Genomic DNA, 18,321 nt, shown 5'->3' with positions numbered 1-18,321 from the left:
ATGAGCGTCGAATTCATCGGCATGATCGGCACCCAGGACGCCTCGGAGACCAGGCCGCCCAGCGGTCCGGCCGTCGACCCCGCGTACACGGCCCGCTTCGCCCGTGCCCACGAGGACGCGGGATTCGACCGGATCCTCATCGGTTACAGCTCCAGCAGGCCGGACGGGGTCCAAGTGGCCGCGTACGTCGCCGGGCACACCGAACGGCTCGGTCTGCTCGTCGCCCACCGCCCCGGCTTCATCGCGCCCACGCTCGCGGCCCGTTCCTTCGCGACCCTCGACCAGTTCAGCGGGGGCCGTGTCGCCGTCCACACCATCACCGGCGGCCATGACGCCGAGCAGCGCAGGGACGGCGACTACCTGGACAAGGAAGGGCGTTACGACCGCACGGACGAGTATCTGTCCATCCTGCGCCGTGCCTGGTCCTCCGCGGAACCCTTCAGCCACGAGGGCCGTCACTACCGCTTCGAGGAGTACGCCTCCGGGGTTCTGCCGGTGCGTGAATCCGGCATTCCGCTCTACTTCGGCGGCTCCTCCGAGGCCGCGTACCGGGTGGGCGGACGGCACGCCGACACCTTCGCGCTCTGGGGCGAGCCGCTCGCGGAGACCGCCGAGCAGATCGCCTCCGTACGCGCCGCCGCCACGGCGGCGGGACGTGCCGAACCGCCCGGTATCAGCGTCTCCTTCCGCCCGATCCTCGGCGCGACGGAAGAACTCGCCTGGGAACGGGCCCATCGCGTTCTGGACACCATCAAGTCCGGTGCGGGACGGGCCTTCTTCGACCAGGCACGCCACCAGCGGGGGGAGAACGGACCGCAGAACACCGGTTCGCGGCGGCTGCTCGCGGCAGCCGCCAAGGGCGATCTGCACGACCGCGCCCTGTGGACCCCCACCGCCACGGCCACCGGCGCGGGTGGCAACACGACCGCGCTGGTCGGGACGCCGGAGACCGTCGCGCGGGCGCTGCTCGACTATGTCGACATCGGCGTGACCACCCTGCTCATCCGGGGATACGACCCGCTCGACGACGCCATCGACTACGGGCGCGAGCTGATCCCGCTCGTCCGCCAGGAACTCGCCCACCGCGCCGCGACGGCCGCCGCCACCCCCACCGAACCGGCCACCTCCACCGATTCGGCCAGGCCCACCCTCGACTCCATCGGAAGCACGCGATGACCGACCTGTTCAGCGCCACGGCCCCCGCCACCGCCCCCGTATCCGGCCCGGTCCGCGTCACCGCCACCGGCACGGATACGGCTTCCGTTCCGGCCCCCGCCGACGCGGGGGGAACGCGCGGTTGGCAGCCGCCCGCGGGGATCGCCCCGCGCGGCACTCTGCTTTTGCTGCCGGGCCGTGGCGAACACCCCTTGGTCTATGAGCGTTTCGGGCGTCGGCTGTCCGCCGATGGATATGTCGTGCACGCGCTCGACACCACCCCGGACGACAACGCCGAAGAGATCCTGGAGCGAGCGGCCGACGCCGCCGGTCCCGAACCCGTCGGGCCCGTTGTCCTCGTCGGCAGCGATACGGGAGCCCTTCAGGCCCTGCACACGGCCGTGGCGGCCGGTCCACGGCTGCCGGTCGGGGGCGTCGTCGTCGCAGGGGCCGCCCCGGCCACGGAAGTGGCTGAGCCACGGCCTGGCCCGGCCACCGGCACCGACCCGGCCGTCGGTATCGACCCGGCTGTCGGCACCGGCGCCCGTACGGGCGCCGACTCGTCCACCGCGTGGGACGACGAACTGGCGGCGCGCACCGCGTGCCCGGCCCACCGCAAGCGGCTCACCGAGGACGAGGGTTTCGTACGGGGACGGCTCACCGCCCCCGTGCCCGCCCGACTGCTCGCCGACGCCCGGCCCGACGTGCCCGTCCTGGTCCTGCACGGCGGAACAGACCCGGTCACCCCGCCCGAGCGGGCACGCGAGCTGGCGGCCAGGCTGCCGCGCGCCACCCTCGGTGTGGTGCGCGAAGGACGGCACGACGTACTCAACGACGCGTCGCACCGGACCACGGCCGCGGTGCTCGTGCTGTGGCTGGAAAGGCTCCGTGCCGACCCGGAGCTGACCCCGATCCTCACCGTCGAACAGGGCGCCGCCCTGTGACCATCACCCTCACCCAGTGGAAGGGAAGCGGTATGACCGTGTCCACCGAACGCACCGCGGCCGGCACCTCGACCGGCCCCACCGCCGCCCCGGCCGGCGAGATACTGCGCCGCACCCTGCGCCGGCACGCGGCGGGGGTCACCGTGATCACCGTGCCCGGACCCGCCGGATTCACCGCGACCTCGTTCACCTCGGTTTCGCTGGAACCCGCGCTGGTCTCCTTCTGCCTCGGTGTCACGGCCTCGACGCTTCCCGCGGTGCAGGCCGCCGACCGCTTCGCCGTTCATGTGCTGGGCTCCGGAAACGCCACGCTGGCCGGGCAGTTCGCGCGCAGCGGCACGGACCGGTTCGCGGGGCTGTCGTGGACCGAGAGCCATGACGGTCTGCCCCTGCTGGACGGCGTACCGGCGTGGCTCACCGCCCGGGTGACGCTGCGTCAGCGGATCGGCGACCATGTCCTGGTCGTCGGCGAGGTCGAGGCGGGCGGTGGCCATGGGGAGGGTCCCGCCCTGGTCCATCACGACGGTGCCTTCGCCACGCCCGTACGTCTTCCCCCGCACACCGGCGACTGATCTCCCTGGGATCCGCACCCGAGCCACTCCGAGCGCACCCCCGAGCCCCCGCCGCCCGCGGGGGCTCGGTCGTTCCATGTCTCCTTCGCCCTGATTCGTTTGTCGAAGGTATGGTCCAAAGCGGTGGCCTGAAACGTTCATCAACTGAAGGAGCGGGCACGGTGGGTCGCCGGCCCGCGGTGTACTGATCACGGCGGCCCACCAGGCCCGACGGTTCGGGCCACCTGGTACGACCGGTCTCCGGCCGGCCCGTCACCGGATCGCCGGGGGGCGTCAACCTCCCCGGCATGCTTCTTTTCTGACGAAGTATCAGTTCCGGAACTTGACGCAACACCTTGACGGCGCCCGGGGCCGACTCTAGCGTCCGGCAATCGAGGGGAGCTCCAGTTCGGAGTTCCCCGCCCCCCACCCTCGGACGTCCGCACCGCCAGCGCACCGGTCTCCGGCCAGTGCGAACAGTGTGCGGAATCCTCAACTCCGTTTGGAGTACTCATGAGAACACCGCGGTCCGAGAACGGCCGCCGCGTCAGCAGGGGACGCGTGCGGGCGCTTCTCGCCGGTCTGGTGGCGGTGTGTGCCGTCGCCGCTCAGCTCGTCTTCGGTTCCACCGGGGCGGTCGCCCAGGTGGAGAGTGCAGCCACCCGGCAAGCCGCTCCGGCCAAGGCCGCCGCGGCACCCGATGTCGTGCGCGTGGCCGAGTTCCTCGCCGAGTGCAAGTTCAGCCACCGGCTGCCGGACGACCCGATCGTGGTCCCCGGTCTGCCCGGCGGCTCCCACATGCACAGCTTCTTCGGCAGCCACGCGACCGACGCGTACACGAACCTCGGCGATCTGAAGGGAGCCGAGACCACGTGTGACCCGGTCGTCGACCTTTCCGCGTACTGGGTGCCGACCCTCTTCGTGAACGACCAGCCCGTCGAACCGACCGGCACCACCTTCTACTACCTCGGTGAGGGCGTGTCGGACGACATCATCGCCCGTACCCAGCCCATACCCGAGGGTCTGAAGATCGTGGCGGGCAACGCCAAGGCGACGGGGCCGAACGACGGGGACACCCGCGCGCGCTGGTCGTGTCTGCACGCCGGCCAGGTCAACCCGTCGAAGGACTTCGTCAACTGTCCGGCCGGCACGATGCTGGAGTCGTACCTCGACTTCCCGCAGTGCTGGAACGGCAGGGACCTCGACTCGGCGGACCACAAGAGCCACATGTCCTACCCGGTGAACAACGCGTGCCCGGCGACCCACCCGGTCCCGGTGCCCAAGCTGCGCCAGGTCCTGCGGTACCCGGTGAACGGGAACCCGGCTGGATTCCGGCTCGCCTCGGGACCCGGTTACACGATGCACGGTGACTTCTTCAACGCCTGGCCGGCGGGGGAGATGGAGCGGCGCGTCCGTAACTGCATCAACCCGATCATCAAGTGCGGCGCCAACGGGAATCCGTGATGGTGCGGGGCGGCGGCCGGCCGCGCGAGGGCGGGCCGCCGCCCCGTCCGGTCCGCGAGATCCTGGCCGGTGCGCTGCCGGCCACGCTGCTGGTACTGGCCCTGCTCGGCGCGGCGGGCTGTGGCAGCGGTGGCGGCGGTGGCGGCGACGGTCGTGAGAGCGACCGGGGCGGCGCCGGTGCCGTTCCCGCGGCGAGGAGCGGTACGCCGTCCCTCTCCGCCCCCGGCACCGAACCCGGCGGCTACAACGCCACCGACCGTGGCTGGGCCCAGCTCATGACACCCATGAACGAACGGACCCTGCTCCTTCTCGACCTGGTCGCGGACCGCGCGGCCGACCCCGGTCTGTCGGATCTCGCACGGAGTACGCGAGTGACGCACCGGGACGAGCTGACCCGCTTGCGCGGGCTGCTCCGGGACACGGGAGCGGCGGGAACCAACCCGCACGAGGGTCACGACATGAAAGGAATGATCACCGAGGAGGAGCTGCGGAGTGTCTCCGAGAGCCGGGGCAAGGCCTTCGACGCCCTCGCCAAGACCTATCTCCGCGAACATCTGGAACAGGGAATCCTGGTCTCACGCGGGGAGCGGGATTCGGGTGCCGCGCCCGCCGCGACAGACCTCGCCAGGGAAGTGGGCGAGCGTCGCGCCGGGCAGCTGAAGGCGCTGCGCCAGCTGGGCGGCTGACGGTATCCGCCGGCCGCGCCGCCGGACCTGCCACCGTGCCGGGCGCGCGTCCCCGTGCCCGGCACGGTCACACTCCCGGCGCCCTCCGTCCGGTCGGCTCGTGGCGCCGGCCGGCTGGCGCCCGTCCGCCGTTCGGAGCGCCGTACGTCCGGAGCGCCGTACGACCTCCGTGCGTTCCCGCCGTCGGCCCCCTCGGGGGCCGGCGGCTCCGGTGCCCGGTGCCCGGTGCCCGGTGCCCGGTGCCCGGTGCCCGGCCGGGGTCAGACCGAGGCGGCGACGGTCGTGCCCAGTGTCTCGGGCCTGCTGCAGTAGGACAGGCCGTCCAGCGACCGGTCGGTGCAGAAACGTGCCACGAGATCCGCGAAGTCCGCGATCCGCTCCACCGGGGCGAGATGGTCGGTCTCGTCGATGGTCATGAACCGCGCCCGCGGCAGCCGCGCGGCCACCTCGCGCCCCATCACGGGTGTGCACAGCGTGTCGTACTCGCCGGTGACGACCAGACTCGGCACGGCGGGCACCGGCTCGGGCCGGTACCACTCGTGCCGCATCAGCCGGGTGTTGTGCTCCGCGGACTTCCGGAGCTGCTCGGGGTCCTGCCCGGCGATCTGCTGGTAGACGAGCCGGGACACGGCCGCGTGCTTACGGACCCGGCCGGTGCCGGGCGGCGACATGAAGCGGTCGGCCAGTTCACGGGCGATGGACTCGGTCTCGCCCCGGTCGATCATGACGGACCAGCGCTCCATCGCCGCCGCGTAGTCCGGCGGGATCCGGGTGGTCATACCGACCAGCAGGAGCCGCGCGAGCATACCCGGGTAGTGCTGGGCGAAGCGCAGCCCGACGGCGCCGCCGTAACACGCGGCGACCAGGTTGACGCGCGGCACGCCGAGTTCGTCGAGCAGCCGCCGGACGGCGGCGGCGAGGAAGTCCACACCGTACGACGCGGGCAGGAAGTCCGCGGTGCCGTACCCCGGCAGATCCACCGTGATGACCTGTCCCAGGGGGCTGAGCCACTTCTCGTGCCGTACCCAGGAGTTGCGGTCCTGGGACGACCCGCCCAGCACCAGCAGGGGCTCGGTCAGCCGCCGGCCGTGGCGCACCACGCGGCAGGTGTAGCGGAACCCGTCGAACATGAGGTCCCGTTCCTCCACCTGCCCGGCCGTCGCCTCTCCCGTGCCCGCTCCCTCGTCGGCCTCCTGTCCCGGGATCAGCGGGCGAGCACTGGGTGATTCCTGGTCCTGGGCGAGGACGGCGTCGATGGACATGGGTGACTCCAGAGCTCCGGAAGGGACAACAACGTCCCTGCCTAGCAGTTGATCCGTCCGGATCACGTATCGCTTACCCGATCGTGGGCGGTTCGCGCTCCGTGGCCCGCTGGTGGATTCGAACCTCGCTCGCCAGTATTTGACTTCGAGCGCGCTCCAATTCGTAGCCTTCGGGACATGACCACGCCTCAGCACAAGATCGGATCAGGGTTCGGAGCCCGGAGCACCGCGGCGGACGTTCTGCGCGGTATCGACCTCACAGGAAAGCTCGCCGTCGTCACCGGCGGTTACTCCGGCCTGGGACTGGAGACCACCCGCGCGCTCGTCGGAGCCGGTGCACAGGTCGTCGTGCCCGCCCGGCGGTGGGCGACCGCCGAGGAGGCGCTCGGCGGTATCGACGGTGTCGGGATCGACGAACTCGACCTCGCCGATCTCGACAGCGTCCGCGCGTTCGCCGAGCGCTTCCTCGCCTCGGGCCGCACCATCGACATCGTCATCAACAACGCCGCCGTCATGGCCTGTCCCGAGACCCGGGTCGGCCCCGGCTGGGAGGCGCAGTTCGCGACCAATCACCTCGGCCACTTCGCGCTCGTCAACCGGCTCTGGCCGGCGATCGAGCCCGGCGGGGCGCGGGTGATCTCCGTGTCCTCGTCCGGACACCGCAACTCGCCCATCCGCTGGGACGACCTGTGGTTCGAGACCGGTTACGACAAGTGGAAGGCGTACGGCCAGGCGAAGACGGCCAACGCGCTCTTCGCCGTGCATCTCGACGCACTCGGCCGTGACGCGGGCGTGCGGGCGTTCTCGCTGCACCCCGGCGGCATCCTCACACCGCTCCAGCGCCATCTGCCCAAGGAGGAGATGGTCGCGGCGGGCTGGATCGACGAGGACGGCAACGCCGTGCACCCCTCCTTCAAGTCCCCGGAGCAGGGTGCGGCCACCCAGGTGTGGGCGGCGACCTCGCCCCGGCTGGCGGACGCGGGCGGGGTCTTCTGCGAGGACTGTGACATCGCGGAGCCGGCGTCGGCCGACCCCTCGGTGCCCGGCGGTGTACGCGACTGGGCGACCGACCCCGAGCAGGCGGCGCGGCTGTGGCGGCTCTCGGCCGAGCTGACCGGGGTCGACGCGTTCGCGGCCACCGCCTGACCGTCCGGTGGCCGGACCACCGGACCGGTGGACCGGCCACCGGACCGGTGAGTGGATCGGCCGGGGACCTTATGATCGAGCGCGGCCCGCCGGGCCTCCGGAGGTGACCCGATGCCAGAACGACCACTCATGACGCTCACCGGTGCGGTGCTCGACGCGCCCAGCGCGGGCGAGCTGGCCGCGTTCTACCGGCGGCTGCTCGGCTGGACGGTGGCGGCGGACGAGCCCGACTGGGTCAAGCTCGTCCCACCGGGCGGAGGCGCGGGCCTGGCCTTCCAGACCGAGCCCGGGTACACCCCGCCCGTCTGGCCGTCGGAGTCCGGCCGCCAGCAGATGATGATCCACCTCGACATCGAGGTGGACGACCTGGAGCGCGCCGTCGCCTACGCCGTGGAGCTGGGCGCGACCCTCCACGGCTTTCAGCCCCAGGACGACGTACGGGTCTGTCTCGACCCGGCAGGACACCCCTTCTGTCTCTGGATCCGTACCTGACACCATCGGCTCCCGGCCGTCCGCGTCCGGCGCCGCCCATCGGCACGCGACGCCGCCCCACCTGTTTGCGCGGCCTCTCAGGTGCTCCGGCGCTCGACGAGGGTCGTGGGCAGCGTGAGCTGATGGCGCGGTCCCGCGGGATCGTTGATCTCGTCGAGGAGCAGCCGGGTGATGGCGCGCCCCATCTCCTCGGTCGGCTGGCTGACACTGGTCAGGGGCGGCACCGTATGGCGGGCGACGATCGAGTCGTCGAACCCGATCACCGCCACATCCTCCGGGACCCGCCGCCCCCGCTCGCGCAGCTCGGTCAGCGCGCCCGCGGCCATGACGTCGGACGCGGCGAACACGGCGTCGATGTCCGGGCGCCGGTCGAGCAGTTCCCCCATGGCGGCGCGACCGCCCTCCTCGGTGAAGTCGGCGGGCGCGATCAGTGACGCGTCCGGCTCCACCCCCCGCTCGGTATGGGCGTCACGCCACCCCTGGAGACGGCTGTGGCCGACATCCATGTCGAGCGGTCCCGCGATGGTGGCGACGGTGGTACGTCCCCGGCCGAGGAGATGTCCCACGGCCTGCGCCGCCCCGCCCACATTGTCGGAGTGCACATGGCTCAGTGGCTCGTCCGGTGAGCGCCGCCCCACCAGGACCGTCGGTATCCGGGTCTTCTCCAGGAACGCCGGCAGCGGGTCGTCGCGATGGACCGACACCAGCAGCACCCCGTCGACCCTGCGTGCCTCCACGAACCGGATCAGCCGGTCCAGCTCGCGCTGGTCGCGTACCAGGATCAGCAGCAACTGCATCTCGGTGTCGGCGAGTTCGGTGCTCACACCACGGATGACGGCGGAGAAGTAGGGCTCCGCCGCCAGCCGGCTCTCCGACTCGGGGATCACCAGCGCGATGCTGTCGGTCCTGCTGGTGACCAGACTGCGGGCGGCGGGATTCGGTACGTAGTTGAGCTCCGCGATGGCCGCCTCGACGGCGGTGCGGGCCTTCACGCTGACGCCCGGGAGGCCGTTGACGACCCTTGAGACCGTACCCCTGCCGACGCCCGCGAGCCGGGCCACGGCTTCCAGGGTCGGCCTGCGGGCCGCCCGTTCGGCGCTGCTCATCACGTCTCCTGACTCGTGCTCTCCTGGGGCCGCAGCACGGCGCCCACCAGGAAATTGTGCGGGGTCGCCGGAGAACCGGCGGCCCGGGGGCGGCGCCGCGCCCGTTCGGGCACCGGAACCGCGTCCGGCTCTTGACAGAGCCGGGTGTCAGCGGAGAGTCTTCCACAATCCATGGGAGCGCTCCCAGGGGCGTTCGAACCACTCTGCGGAAGGACCTCTGTGGCCACCTCAGCACCCATCCCCGGGCGCGCCCTGGACCCCGCGGCACCCCTGAGCTTCCCGCCCGGCTTCCTGTGGGGCACCGCGACCGCCGCGTACCAGATCGAGGGCGCCGCCCAGGAGGACGGCCGTACCCCCTCCATCTGGGACGTCTACTCCCGTACCCCGGGCCGGGTACGCAACGGCGACACCGGCGATGTCGCCACCGATCACTACCACCGCTGGCCCGAGGACATCGAGATCATGTCCGGTCTGGGTGTCGGGGCGTACCGCTTCTCGGTCTCCTGGCCCCGTGTCCAGCCCACCGGCAGCGGACCCGCGTCCGAGAAGGGCCTCGACTTCTACCGCCGTCTCGCCGACGGACTGCTGGAGAAGGGCATCGAGCCGGTCGTCACGCTCTACCACTGGGATCTGCCGCAGCATCTGGAGGAGGCCGGAGGCTGGCCCGAACGCGACACCGCCCACCGTTTCGCCGAGTACGCGGGGATCGTCGCCGACGCCCTGGGCGACCGGGTGCGGACCTGGACCACGCTCAACGAGCCGTGGTGCAGCGCCTTCCTCGGCTACGGTTCCGGAGTCCACGCCCCGGGCCGTACGGACGCCGCCGACGCCCTGCGGGCGGCGCACCATCTCAATCTCGGCCATGGGCTCGCGGTGCGCGAGCTGCGTGAGCGGCTGCCGGAAGGCGCCAAGGTGTCCGTCACCCTCAATCTGCACCATGTACGGCCGCTGACCGGGAGCGAGCAGGACAGGGACGCGGTCCGCCGGATCGACGGCGTGGCGAACCGGGTCTTCACCGGCCCCATGCTGACCGGGGCCTATCCGGCCGATGTCATGGCCGACACCGAGGGGATCACCGACTGGTCGTTCGTCCGGGACGGCGACACCGCGCTGATCCATCAGCCGCTCGACTTCCTCGGTGTCAACTACTACTCACCGACCCTGGTCTCCCACCACACAGGTCCCGCCGCACACGGGTCCGACGGACATGGCGCGAGCAACCACAGCCCCTGGCCCGGCGCCGACCAGGTGGCCTTCCACCAGACTCCCGGCGACCGGACCGCCATGGGCTGGACGATCGACCCCAGCGGTCTGTACGAACTGCTGACGCGGGTCCGGCAGGACCACCCGGAGCTGCCCGTCATGATCACCGAGAACGGAGCGGCCTTCGACGACTACGCCGCCCCCGACGGCGAGGTCCGTGACCCCGAGCGGATCGCCTATCTCCGGGACCATCTCGCGGCGGTCCACCGGGCCATCGCCTCCGGCGCCGACGTCCGCGGCTACTTCCTCTGGTCGCTGCTCGACAACTTCGAATGGGCGTACGGCTACGGCAAACGCTTCGGCACGGTCCATGTCGACTACCCGACCCAGCGGCGCACGCTCAAGTCCAGCGCCCACTGGTATGCCCGGGTGACCCGTACGAACACGGTCCCGCCACCGGAGTAGCACCCGCGCCGACGGCCGGGCCCGGCGCACCCGGGGGCCACGCCCCCGGCCGCCGGGCCCGCCGCCGGCCCGCCGTACCGTCCAGCTCCGCGCCCGCACCTCAGCAGATACGTGGCAGCTGCTCACCCAGCGGCATGTCCACCACCCGGGTCCCGCCCAGCCCGGTGGACGCCACCACCATGCCGGGATGGTCCGTCGTACACGTACCGATCACCACCGCGCCCGCGCCCCGCGGATGCGCGCGCATCGCCGCGAGCACCTTCTCGGCGTGCGCGGGCGGCACGAACGCCACGAGCTTGCCCTCGTTGGCCACATACAGCGGATCGAGGCCGAGGAAGGCACACGCGTTGGCGACCGCGTCCGGTACCGGAAGCGCGCGTTCCCTGAGAGTGACACCCACCCCGGCCGCCGACGCGATCTCGTTGAGCGAGGTGGCCAGACCGCCACGGGTCGGATCCCGCAGTACGTGCAGATCGGGGCAGACGTCCAGCATGGCCCGGACGAGCGAGGCCAGCGGCGCGGTGTCGCTCTCGATCTCCACACCGAACTCCAGGCCCTCGCGGACACTCATGACGGCCACGCCGTGCTCACCGATCGGACCGCTCACGATGACCACATCGCCCGGCGCGGCACGCCGGGGCCGGATGTCGACGCCGTCGGGGATCAGCCCGATCCCGGCCGTGTTGATGAACACGCCGTCGCCGTGCCCGGCGTCCACCACCTTGGTGTCGCCCGTGACGACCGTCACCCCCGCCGCGCGGGCGGCGGCGCCCAGCGCCTCGGCCACCCTTCCCACCGTGGCGAGTTCGACCCCCTCCTCCAGAATGAAACCGCAGGAGAGATAGGCGGGCGCCGCGCCCATCATGGCCAGGTCGTTGACCGTTCCGTTGACCGCTAGATCGCCGATGCTGCCACCCGGGAAGAACAGCGGGCGCACGACATACGAGTCGGTGGAGAACGCCAGCCGCACCCCGCCGAGGGTGACCGTCGCGGAGTCGCCCAGTTCCGCGAGGACCTCGCCGCCGAACGCCGGGGCGAAGAGATGCTCGACGAGTTCGGCGGAGAGCTGACCGCCGCCGCCGTGTCCCATGACGACCTTCCGGTGGTCACGGAGCGGGGCGGGACAGGTCCATGAGGAGAGGTCCGCCGTGGTGGCGGGCCGTACCCGGGGCCGGACTCCGTCCACCTCACGGATCCCGGCCGATGTCGGCTCAGCCAACGGAGGTCACCTCTTCCTGGGGTCCGGCGGTGCCCGCCGGGTCCGGTGCCGCCAGCCTGCGGTACAGGTAGTACGCGGCGCAGGCGCCCTCGCTGGAGACCATGGTGGCGCCGAGCGGATTGCGCGGTGTGCAGACCGTGCCGAAGGCCGCGCACTCATGCGGTTTGATCAGCCCCTGGAGCACCTCGCCGCTGCGGCAGGCCGTGGACTCCTGGGTCCGGATGCCGGTCACCGAGAAGCGGTGCTCCGCGTCGTACGCCCGGTAGGCGGGAGACAGCCGCCAGCCGCTGGCCGGGATCATGCCGATACCGCGCCAGGCCCGGTCGGTGACCTCGAAGACGTCCTCCAGCATGGCCCGCGCGGCCGGGCTGCCCTCGGGCCGCACGGCCCGAGGGTAGGCGTTCTCGACGGTGTGCTCGCCGGCCTCCAGCTGGCGTACGGCGCGGCGGATGCCCTCCAGGATGTCCAGCGGTTCGAAGCCGGTGACGACGATGGGGACCCGGTGCCGCTCGGCGAGTTCGGGATACTCGCCGGTCCCCATGACCGTACAGACATGGCCCGCGGCCAGGAACGCCTGGACCCGGCAGTCGGGCGCGTTCATGATGGCGTCGATCGCCGGGGGGACCCGGACATGGGAGACCAGCAGACTGAAGTTCTCGATACCGAGTCTTCTGGCCTGATGGACGGTCATCGCGTTCGGCGGGGCCGTCGTCTCGAATCCGATCCCGAAGAAGACCACCTGACGGCCCGGATTCTCCCGGGCGGTCCTGAGCGCGTCGAGCGGTGAGTAGACCACCCGTACGTCCGCTCCCTCGCTCTTGACCTTGAACAGATCCCGGCCGCTGCCCGGCACCCGGAGCATGTCGCCGAAGGAGCAGAAGATCACATCGGGCCGGGAGGCGATCTCCAGCGCCTGGTCGATGGTCTCCAGCGGTGTCACACAGACCGGACAGCCGGGACCGTGGATGAGTTCGATCTCGTCCGGGAGGAGCTGGTCGATGCCATGGCGGATGATCGAGTGGGTCTGGCCGCCGCAGACCTCCATCAGGGCCCAGGGCCGGGTGACGGTGGTCCGGATGTCGTCGAACAGCCGGGCGGCGAGCTCGGGATCGCTGAACTCGTCGAGATACTTCATCGTCGGTCCTCCTGTGGGGGGTGCGGGGTGCGGCGGACGGATTCCCCCGTGCCACCTGGCCGTTCGGTCCCGGCCTCCTTCGCGGCCCGCCCCCACGCGTCCCCGAACTCCTCCTCCAGCACGCCGAGATTCTCGAACAGCCTCAGCGTCTGCTTCGCGGACTCCTCGTCGAGCCGCTGGAGCGCGAAGCCGACGTGCACGATCGCGTAGTCGCCGACGTTCATCTCCGGCACGTACTCCAGACAGACGTCCTTGACCACACCGCCGAAGTCGACGTGTGCCATCCGGGTTCCGTCGCGCTCCTCGATGTCCAGCACTCTGCCGGGCACAGCAAGGCACATTGCTTCTCCTCACACTTCGGTCGTTCCGCCGGCCGTTCAGCCCGTCGTGAGCCGGGCGGCGACCATCAACTGGCCCAGCGCCAGCCCGCCGTCGTTCGGTGGCACCCCGCGGTGCCGCAGTACGGTGAATCCGTCACGCTCCAGCCGCTTCGTACAGCCGGCCGTCAGCAGGGCGTTGCAGAACACTCCGCCGCTCAGCGCGACGGTGGTCAGGCCCGTACGGTCACGGGCCGCGCGGCACAGATCGCGCACCAGGCCGATCACCGCGCCGTGGAAGCGTGCCGCCACGGCCGGTCCGTCCGCGCCCGCCCGTATGTCGTGCGCCGCCGCCGCCAGGACCGGAGCCGGGTCGGCCACCATCTCCGCGCCGTCGGCCGGACGGCCGGGGACCAGCGCGAACCGGTAGCCGTCGGCCGGTCCCCCGGCCGCCACCGCCGCGTTCTCCAGCTCCATCGCCGCCTGGGCCTCGTACTCCACGCGGTGGCAGAGCCCGGCGAGCGACGCGACGGCGTCGAAGAGCCGTCCCATGCTGGACGTGGGCACACAGGCGACGCTCCGCTCCAGCAGCCGTTCCAGCAGCCGCCGTTCACCGGGAGCGCACGCGGCGACGCACGGCAGCCCCTCGGACCAGCGCACCCCCGCCGCCCGAAGATGGGAGAGCGCCATGCGGTACGGGTTGCGTACGGCGGCGTCGCCGCCCGGCAGCGGTACGTACGCCAGCCGGCCGAAGCGCCGGAAGCCGTCGTAGTCCGCGAGCAGCACCTCGCCGCCCCAGACCGCGCCGTCGTCCCCGTACCCCGTGCCGTCGAAGGCCACCCCGATCACCGGAGCCGAGCCGTCCAGACCGTGTTCGGCCATCGCGGCGGCGATATGCGCGTGATGGTGCTGTACGCGTCGCACCGGACGGCCCCGGGCGTTCCGCTCGGCCCACTGTCCCGAGCGGTAGCCGGGGTGCCGGTCCGCGATCAGCACCCCGGGCGCCACCGAGGTCAGCTCCGTCAGATGGCCGACGGCCGTTCCGAAGGCGTTGAGGGTGGCGAGGTCGTCCATGTCGCCGACATGGGCCGACAGCCACGCGTAACCGCCCTCCGCGACACAGAACGTGTTCTTGAGGTCCCCGCCGACGGCGAGCGCCGGCTCCACGGGCACCGGCAGCGCGATCGGCAGCGGAGCGTAGCCACGGGACCGGCGTACGGGCAGCTCCTGGCCCGCGCAGATCCGTACCACCGAGTCGTCGCACGGCACACGCACCGGCCGGTCGTGCGTCAGCCACGCGTCCGCCAGCGCGCCGAGCCGGGTCAGGGCCTCCTTGTCGTCGGTCACGATGGGCTCGCCCGACCGGTTGCCACTGGTCATCACCAGGACGGGCGGGCCCGCCGGATCGCCGGGCAGACCCAGCAGCAGATGGTGCAGCGGCGTGTACGGCAGCAGCACCCCGAGGTCGGGACTGCCGGGCGCCACACCGTCCGCGACGAGGGAGCCACCGCCCTCACGGCGCCGCAGCAGTACGACGGGCCGGCGCCGGCCCGCCAGCAGCGCGCGTTCGCCGGGACCGACGAACGCGAGCCGCTCGGCCGTCCCGAGGGAAGCGGCCATCACGGCGAACGGTTTCGTGCCCCGGTTCTTGCGGGCACGCAGCAGCCGTACGGCGGTGGCGTCCGAGGCGTCACAGGCGAGGTGATAGCCGCCGAGTCCCTTCACCGCGACGACCGCTCCGGCGGCCAGCAGCCGGCGGGCCCTGGCCAGCGCCTCCTCGCCGGACAGCCGGGGAGCGGCGGCCGCGCCGGGCCCTCCCATGACCAGCGAGAGCCGGGGGCCGCAGGCATGACAGGCGACCGGCTGGGCGTGGAAGCGCCGGTCGGCGGGGTCCTCGTACTCACGCGCGCAGTCGGCGCAGAGCGGGAAGCCGGCCATGGTGGTCCGGCTCCGGTCGTACGGCAGTCCGGTGACGACCGTGAAACGGGGGCCGCAGTGGGTGCAGCAGATGAAGGGATGCCGGTAGCGGCGGTCGGCGGGATCGGCCAGCTCGGCGAGACAGTCCTCACAGGTCGCGATGTCGGGGGAGACCAGGGTGCGCCCCGGTCCGCCGGACGAGGGACGGATGGTGAACCCGCTGCCGCCGACGGCCGGTACGGGCCTGTGCCGTACGGACTCGACGACCGCGAGCGGCGGTGCGCCGGTGGCCAGCCGCTCACAGAACGCCGCCACGTCCTGGCCCGGTCCCTCGATCTCCGTGCTGACGCCCTCGGCGCTGTTGGTGACCCAGCCCGTCAGCCCCAGCTCGGTGGCGAGCGTATAGACGAACGGGCGGAAGCCGACGCCCTGCACCACCCCGCGCACCAGGACATGGCGGCGCTCGCGGGGGGCGGGGGACGTGGTCGGGCCGGTGGTGCGGGTGGTGACGGATCCGCTCATGGCGCCTCTGCCGTGCCGCGTACGGCGGACGGTGCCGGATGGTCGTGGTCGTGCTCGTGGCCGTGGTGGTGGTCGTGGCCGTCGGCGTGCGCGCCGTGAGCGTCCTCGCCGTCGTGACGGTGGTGCGCGTACCGCTCGTACTGACGGGCCAGCACCGGCCGGTGCCCGGGGGCACCGTCCGCGCGGCCGAGGATGAAGGCGAGCAGCTCGTCGACCCCGGCGCCGGTACGGGCCGAGGTCTCCAGCACCGGCACCCCCGGGTTCACCTGCCGCACATTCCGGTGGAACGCCGGCCCGTCGAACTCCACGGCCTCCGCGATGTCCGTCTTGGTGACGACCACGAGATGGGCGAGGCCGAACGCCGTGGGGTACTTGAGCGGTTTGTCCTCGCCCTCGGTGACCGAGGCCAGCGCGATCCGCAGCGTCTCCCCGATGTCGTACGAGGCGGGACAGACCAGATTGCCGACGTTCTCCACGAAGAGCACCCGGGTGTCGCGCGGCAGCCATCCGTCGAGATGCCCGCGGAGCATCCCCGCCTCCAGATGGCAGAGTCCGTCGGTGAGTACCTGCTTGACGGGAGCCCCCGCCCGCGCCAGCCGCCGGGCGTCGTTCTCGGTGGCCAGATCGGCGGTGATCGCGGCCACCGCGGTACCCGCCGCGACGGCCCGGGAGAGCAGTCCTTCCAGCAGGGCCGTCTTGCCGCTGCCGGGACTGGACAGCAGATTCACCTCGACGGTGCCCTGGGCGGCGAGATACTCGCGCAGCTCCTGGGCATTGGCGTCGTTCTCGGCCAGTACGGCCTGGCGCAGATCAACGACTCGGCACATGGGGGGCCTCCTCGGGCGTACCTCGATCGTCACCGCTGTCCGGGCGGCGCGCATCCGAGGAATCCACGAGGACGACCTCGGCGATCTCCAGCTCCCGGCCCGAGAGCAGCTCGCCCAGGGGCCGCGCGCAGTCGTCGCACCAGAGCAGGGGCGGCATCCCCACCTCGCTCTCCCGGCCGCAGCCGGCGCAGCGGGCCACACCGGGAACGGTGTCCATCTCCAGCCGGGCACCGGCGAGTACGGTGCCCTCGCTCGCCAGACCGAACGAGAACCGCAGGGCCTCCGGCACCACACCCGCCAGTTCACCGATCCGCAGCCGCAGCGACGCGACCTGTCCGCCGCCATTGGTACGGACGGCTTCCTCCACCTGGGCGACCACGGCGGTCGCGATGGACAGTTCGTGCACGGCTCTCACCTAAGGCCTCTCGTCCGGGTCCTGCTGGGCTCGCGCGCGCTAGCACCGCGCCTCGCGGCGTTGGCGTCGGATCACGGCTGGCCGGTGCCGGCGGGCGTGGTTAGCGTGGGACGGGAGTGAGCCGCACCGTCGCACGGCCACCTGTCGCCAGGCCACCTGTCGCACGGTCACATCAGGAGATCGCAGCCATGACGACGCATGACACCGAACGACGGGCGCTGATGAACCCCGTCATCCTGCTGCTGCTCACCGAGCGGCCCGGACACGGATACGAGCTGACCCAGCGCCTGGGTGCCTTCGGCTGGGCCGAGGCCGAGTCCGCGCATGTGTACCGGCTGCTGCGCGGTATGGAGAAGGGCGGTCAGATCTCCTCCCAGTGGCGGGCGTCCGTCTCCGGGCCCGCCCGCCGTGAGTACGAGATCACCCCGGCGGGCTCGATGAGCCTGTCGCTCTGGTTCGTCCGTCTGGGCGAACTGCACGGCACGCTCCATCTGTTCCTGGAGCGCTATGCGCAACTGAGCGGTCCCGATCTCGCGGGCGGTGGGGCACGGCCGCTCTCCGGGCACCCGCTCTCCGGACGTCCACCGACGACCGGCACGACGGGCTCCGTCTGAACGCCCGACGCGGCACCGGCTCAGCGGTCCGCTCACTGGCCCGCTCATCGGTCCGTTCACCGGTCCGCGTCCCCGCTCCTGTCGCCCGTACGGCTCACATCCGGCGTATCCGCAGATAGCGGCGCAGGTCCGGGACGGACTTCGCCGTCTCGTACGCCACCCCGGCCACGACCGCCCCGGCGCAGACCCACAGCCAGGTCAGATCCTGCCCCTGGGAGTGGTCCATCCCTTTTCTCGCCCGTATCTCGTGCATCGCGTGGATCACGTTCATCTCCTCCTTCGCCGGGTGTGCCGGTGCCGCCGCCGGGGACTGTGCCCGGTGGCCGCTGTACCAGATCGAGGACCAGGTCCGCCGCGGGTCCCACGGCCGCGGCCACCGGCTCGCTGAGCCCGATGCCCTCCTCGGCGGTGAGCGGCTGGCAGCCGACCACCACGATCCGCTCGGGGAGGCTGCCGCCGGCCCCCGCGCGCAGCTCATGGACCAGCCGCAGGACCGACGCCGGGTCCATGCCGTGTCCGTCCAGCCGGGCGGCGGCCGGTTCCGGTGCCGATCCCGGGTCGGCGGGGTCCACTTCGAGTACGTGCACGGTGCCCGGGGGAGCCCCGCGGTCGACCGTGTCGACCAGGACGAGCCTGCGGTAGCCGTCGAGGAGCCGGTAGGCGAGATGGACGCCCCGGATGCCCGTGTCCATCAGATCGACGTCCGGGGGCAGCCGGCGTCCGGCCAGCCGGCGCAGGGTCTCGACGCCGAAGCCGTCGTCACCGAGGAAGATATTGCCGACCCCGGCGACCAGGGTCCGGCCGTACGAGGCGCGGGCGTCGTCCGGGCCGTCCGAGCCGTCCGAGCTGTCGGGCAGCGGTGCGGACTCCGTGGACTCCAT

Annotated in this window: 18 protein-coding genes and 1 pseudogene; 9 read left to right on the top strand and 10 right to left on the bottom strand. The window is 71.9% G+C overall.

The genetic code is table 11. The features are described 5' to 3' along the window. From OG214_RS01215 to OG214_RS01195, 5 genes are all read left to right on the top strand, one after another. Positions 1-1,176, top strand: a complete 1,176-nt coding sequence (locus OG214_RS01215; RefSeq protein WP_363085509.1) for an LLM class flavin-dependent oxidoreductase — start codon at positions 1-3, stop codon at positions 1,174-1,176. Continuing rightward, on the top strand, positions 1,173-2,099 hold the full coding sequence (locus OG214_RS01210) for an alpha/beta fold hydrolase (RefSeq protein ID WP_363085508.1): 927 nt from the start codon (positions 1,173-1,175) through the stop codon (positions 2,097-2,099). Before OG214_RS01215 ends, OG214_RS01210 begins: the two co-directional genes overlap by 4 nt. 32 nt (positions 2,100-2,131) lie before the next feature. Then, positions 2,132-2,671, top strand: a complete 540-nt coding sequence (locus OG214_RS01205) for a flavin reductase family protein (protein ID WP_363085513.1) — start codon at positions 2,132-2,134, stop codon at positions 2,669-2,671. Between the two features lie 492 nt (positions 2,672-3,163). Beyond that, on the top strand, positions 3,164-4,114 hold the full coding sequence (locus OG214_RS01200) for a DUF1996 domain-containing protein (RefSeq protein WP_363086272.1): 951 nt from the start codon (positions 3,164-3,166) through the stop codon (positions 4,112-4,114). Next, complete coding sequence (locus OG214_RS01195; protein WP_405983433.1) at positions 4,090-4,800, top strand: DUF305 domain-containing protein; 711 nt, start codon at positions 4,090-4,092, stop codon at positions 4,798-4,800. Before OG214_RS01200 ends, OG214_RS01195 begins: the two co-directional genes overlap by 25 nt. Before the next feature lie 260 nt (positions 4,801-5,060). Here OG214_RS01195 and OG214_RS01190 read toward each other — a convergent pair whose 3' ends face one another. Beyond that, positions 5,061-6,062: an alpha/beta hydrolase gene (locus tag OG214_RS01190; RefSeq protein WP_363086373.1), complete on the bottom strand. Its 1,002-nt coding sequence runs from the start codon at positions 6,060-6,062 to the stop codon at positions 5,061-5,063. Positions 6,063-6,239: 177 nt separating this feature from the next. On the opposite strand from OG214_RS01190, the gene OG214_RS01185 reads away from it, so the two are divergent. Next, positions 6,240-7,208, top strand: coding sequence for an SDR family NAD(P)-dependent oxidoreductase (locus OG214_RS01185; protein ID WP_405983432.1), 969 nt, complete (start codon positions 6,240-6,242; stop codon positions 7,206-7,208). A 111-nt stretch (positions 7,209-7,319) separates the two neighbouring features. Further along, entirely contained in the window at positions 7,320-7,700 is a 381-nt protein-coding gene (locus tag OG214_RS01180) for a VOC family protein (RefSeq protein ID WP_405983431.1), read from the top strand. Between the two features lie 77 nt (positions 7,701-7,777). Here the strand turns inward: OG214_RS01180 and OG214_RS01175 are convergent, their stop codons facing one another. After that, positions 7,778-8,806, bottom strand: a complete 1,029-nt coding sequence (locus OG214_RS01175) for a LacI family DNA-binding transcriptional regulator (protein ID WP_405983430.1) — start codon at positions 8,804-8,806, stop codon at positions 7,778-7,780. Between the two features lie 171 nt (positions 8,807-8,977). Between OG214_RS01175 and OG214_RS01170 the strand changes: the two genes are divergently transcribed. Further along, a complete protein-coding gene (locus OG214_RS01170) occupies positions 8,978-10,474 on the top strand; it encodes a GH1 family beta-glucosidase (protein WP_405983429.1) in 1,497 nt (498 codons plus the stop codon). Positions 10,475-10,574: 100 nt separating this feature from the next. Here the strand turns inward: OG214_RS01170 and hypE are convergent, their stop codons facing one another. The 6 genes from hypE to OG214_RS01140 all read right to left on the bottom strand — a co-directional run bounded on the left by hypE (position 10,575) and on the right by OG214_RS01140 (position 16,817). Beyond that, positions 10,575-11,564, bottom strand: coding sequence for a hydrogenase expression/formation protein HypE (gene hypE / locus OG214_RS01165; protein WP_405987405.1), 990 nt, complete (start codon positions 11,562-11,564; stop codon positions 10,575-10,577). A 121-nt stretch (positions 11,565-11,685) separates the two neighbouring features. Then, on the bottom strand, positions 11,686-12,828 hold the full coding sequence (gene hypD / locus OG214_RS01160; protein WP_365904062.1) for a hydrogenase formation protein HypD: 1,143 nt from the start codon (positions 12,826-12,828) through the stop codon (positions 11,686-11,688). Next, positions 12,825-13,169 carry a HypC/HybG/HupF family hydrogenase formation chaperone gene (locus tag OG214_RS01155; RefSeq protein ID WP_363085868.1) on the bottom strand — a complete coding sequence of 115 codons (345 nt, stop codon included), beginning with the start codon at positions 13,167-13,169 and terminating at the stop codon, positions 12,825-12,827. Before OG214_RS01155 ends, hypD begins: the two co-directional genes overlap by 4 nt. 36 nt (positions 13,170-13,205) lie before the next feature. Further along, positions 13,206-15,584 (bottom strand): carbamoyltransferase HypF, encoded by a 2,379-nt coding sequence (hypF, locus tag OG214_RS01150; RefSeq protein WP_405983428.1) that lies wholly within the window; start codon positions 15,582-15,584, stop codon positions 13,206-13,208. Next, the gene (hypB, locus tag OG214_RS01145; protein ID WP_363085942.1) at positions 15,581-16,411 is read right to left on the bottom strand and encodes a hydrogenase nickel incorporation protein HypB; all 831 of its coding nucleotides are present in this window, start codon (positions 16,409-16,411) and stop codon (positions 15,581-15,583) included. Before hypB ends, hypF begins: the two co-directional genes overlap by 4 nt. Continuing rightward, on the bottom strand, positions 16,395-16,817 hold the full coding sequence (locus OG214_RS01140) for a hydrogenase maturation nickel metallochaperone HypA (RefSeq protein WP_363085941.1): 423 nt from the start codon (positions 16,815-16,817) through the stop codon (positions 16,395-16,397). The genes hypB and OG214_RS01140 overlap by 17 nt, the downstream gene beginning before the upstream one ends. A gap of 197 nt (positions 16,818-17,014) precedes the next feature. On the opposite strand from OG214_RS01140, the gene OG214_RS01135 reads away from it, so the two are divergent. Then, positions 17,015-17,440 (top strand): helix-turn-helix transcriptional regulator, encoded by a 426-nt coding sequence (locus tag OG214_RS01135; protein WP_405983427.1) that lies wholly within the window; start codon positions 17,015-17,017, stop codon positions 17,438-17,440. 94 nt (positions 17,441-17,534) lie between these two features. Here OG214_RS01135 and OG214_RS01130 read toward each other — a convergent pair whose 3' ends face one another. Next, positions 17,535-17,666, bottom strand: a complete 132-nt coding sequence (locus OG214_RS01130; RefSeq protein ID WP_383032820.1) for a DUF6893 family small protein — start codon at positions 17,664-17,666, stop codon at positions 17,535-17,537. A 118-nt stretch (positions 17,667-17,784) separates the two neighbouring features. Further along, a pseudogene (locus OG214_RS01125) lies at positions 17,785-18,321 on the bottom strand (hydrogenase maturation protease); the annotation flags it as partial.

The organism is Streptomyces sp. NBC_00872, from assembly GCF_045161915.1.
Taxonomy (GTDB): Bacteria; Actinomycetota; Actinomycetes; order Streptomycetales; family Streptomycetaceae; genus Streptomyces.
The sequence above is the reverse complement of the archived record's forward strand: the minus strand, read 5'-3'. Positions and strand labels throughout refer to the sequence as shown.

What these genes read in the sequence shown, in the direction of transcription:
- OG214_RS01215 (WP_363085509.1), top strand. Translation starts at nt 1, where the DNA reads ATGAGCGTCGAATTCATCGGCATGATCGGCACCCAGGACGCCTCGGAG.
- OG214_RS01210 (WP_363085508.1), top strand. Translation starts at nt 1,173, where the DNA reads ATGACCGACCTGTTCAGCGCCACGGCCCCCGCCACCGCCCCCGTATCC.
- OG214_RS01205 (WP_363085513.1), top strand. Translation starts at nt 2,132, where the DNA reads ATGACCGTGTCCACCGAACGCACCGCGGCCGGCACCTCGACCGGCCCC.
- OG214_RS01200 (WP_363086272.1), top strand. Translation starts at nt 3,164, where the DNA reads ATGAGAACACCGCGGTCCGAGAACGGCCGCCGCGTCAGCAGGGGACGC.
- OG214_RS01190 (WP_363086373.1), bottom strand. Translation starts at nt 6,062, where the DNA reads ATGTCCATCGACGCCGTCCTCGCCCAGGACCAGGAATCACCCAGTGCT.
- OG214_RS01185 (WP_405983432.1), top strand. Translation starts at nt 6,240, where the DNA reads ATGACCACGCCTCAGCACAAGATCGGATCAGGGTTCGGAGCCCGGAGC.
- OG214_RS01180 (WP_405983431.1), top strand. Translation starts at nt 7,320, where the DNA reads ATGCCAGAACGACCACTCATGACGCTCACCGGTGCGGTGCTCGACGCG.
- OG214_RS01175 (WP_405983430.1), bottom strand. Translation starts at nt 8,806, where the DNA reads ATGAGCAGCGCCGAACGGGCGGCCCGCAGGCCGACCCTGGAAGCCGTG.
- OG214_RS01170 (WP_405983429.1), top strand. Translation starts at nt 8,978, where the DNA reads ATGGGAGCGCTCCCAGGGGCGTTCGAACCACTCTGCGGAAGGACCTCT.
- hypE (WP_405987405.1), bottom strand. Translation starts at nt 11,564, where the DNA reads ATGGGACACGGCGGCGGCGGTCAGCTCTCCGCCGAACTCGTCGAGCAT.
- hypD (WP_365904062.1), bottom strand. Translation starts at nt 12,828, where the DNA reads ATGAAGTATCTCGACGAGTTCAGCGATCCCGAGCTCGCCGCCCGGCTG.
- OG214_RS01155 (WP_363085868.1), bottom strand. Translation starts at nt 13,169, where the DNA reads ATGTGCCTTGCTGTGCCCGGCAGAGTGCTGGACATCGAGGAGCGCGAC.
- hypF (WP_405983428.1), bottom strand. Translation starts at nt 15,584, where the DNA reads ATGAGCGGATCCGTCACCACCCGCACCACCGGCCCGACCACGTCCCCC.
- hypB (WP_363085942.1), bottom strand. Translation starts at nt 16,411, where the DNA reads ATGTGCCGAGTCGTTGATCTGCGCCAGGCCGTACTGGCCGAGAACGAC.
- OG214_RS01135 (WP_405983427.1), top strand. Translation starts at nt 17,015, where the DNA reads ATGACGACGCATGACACCGAACGACGGGCGCTGATGAACCCCGTCATC.
- OG214_RS01130 (WP_383032820.1), bottom strand. Translation starts at nt 17,666, where the DNA reads ATGGACCACTCCCAGGGGCAGGATCTGACCTGGCTGTGGGTCTGCGCC.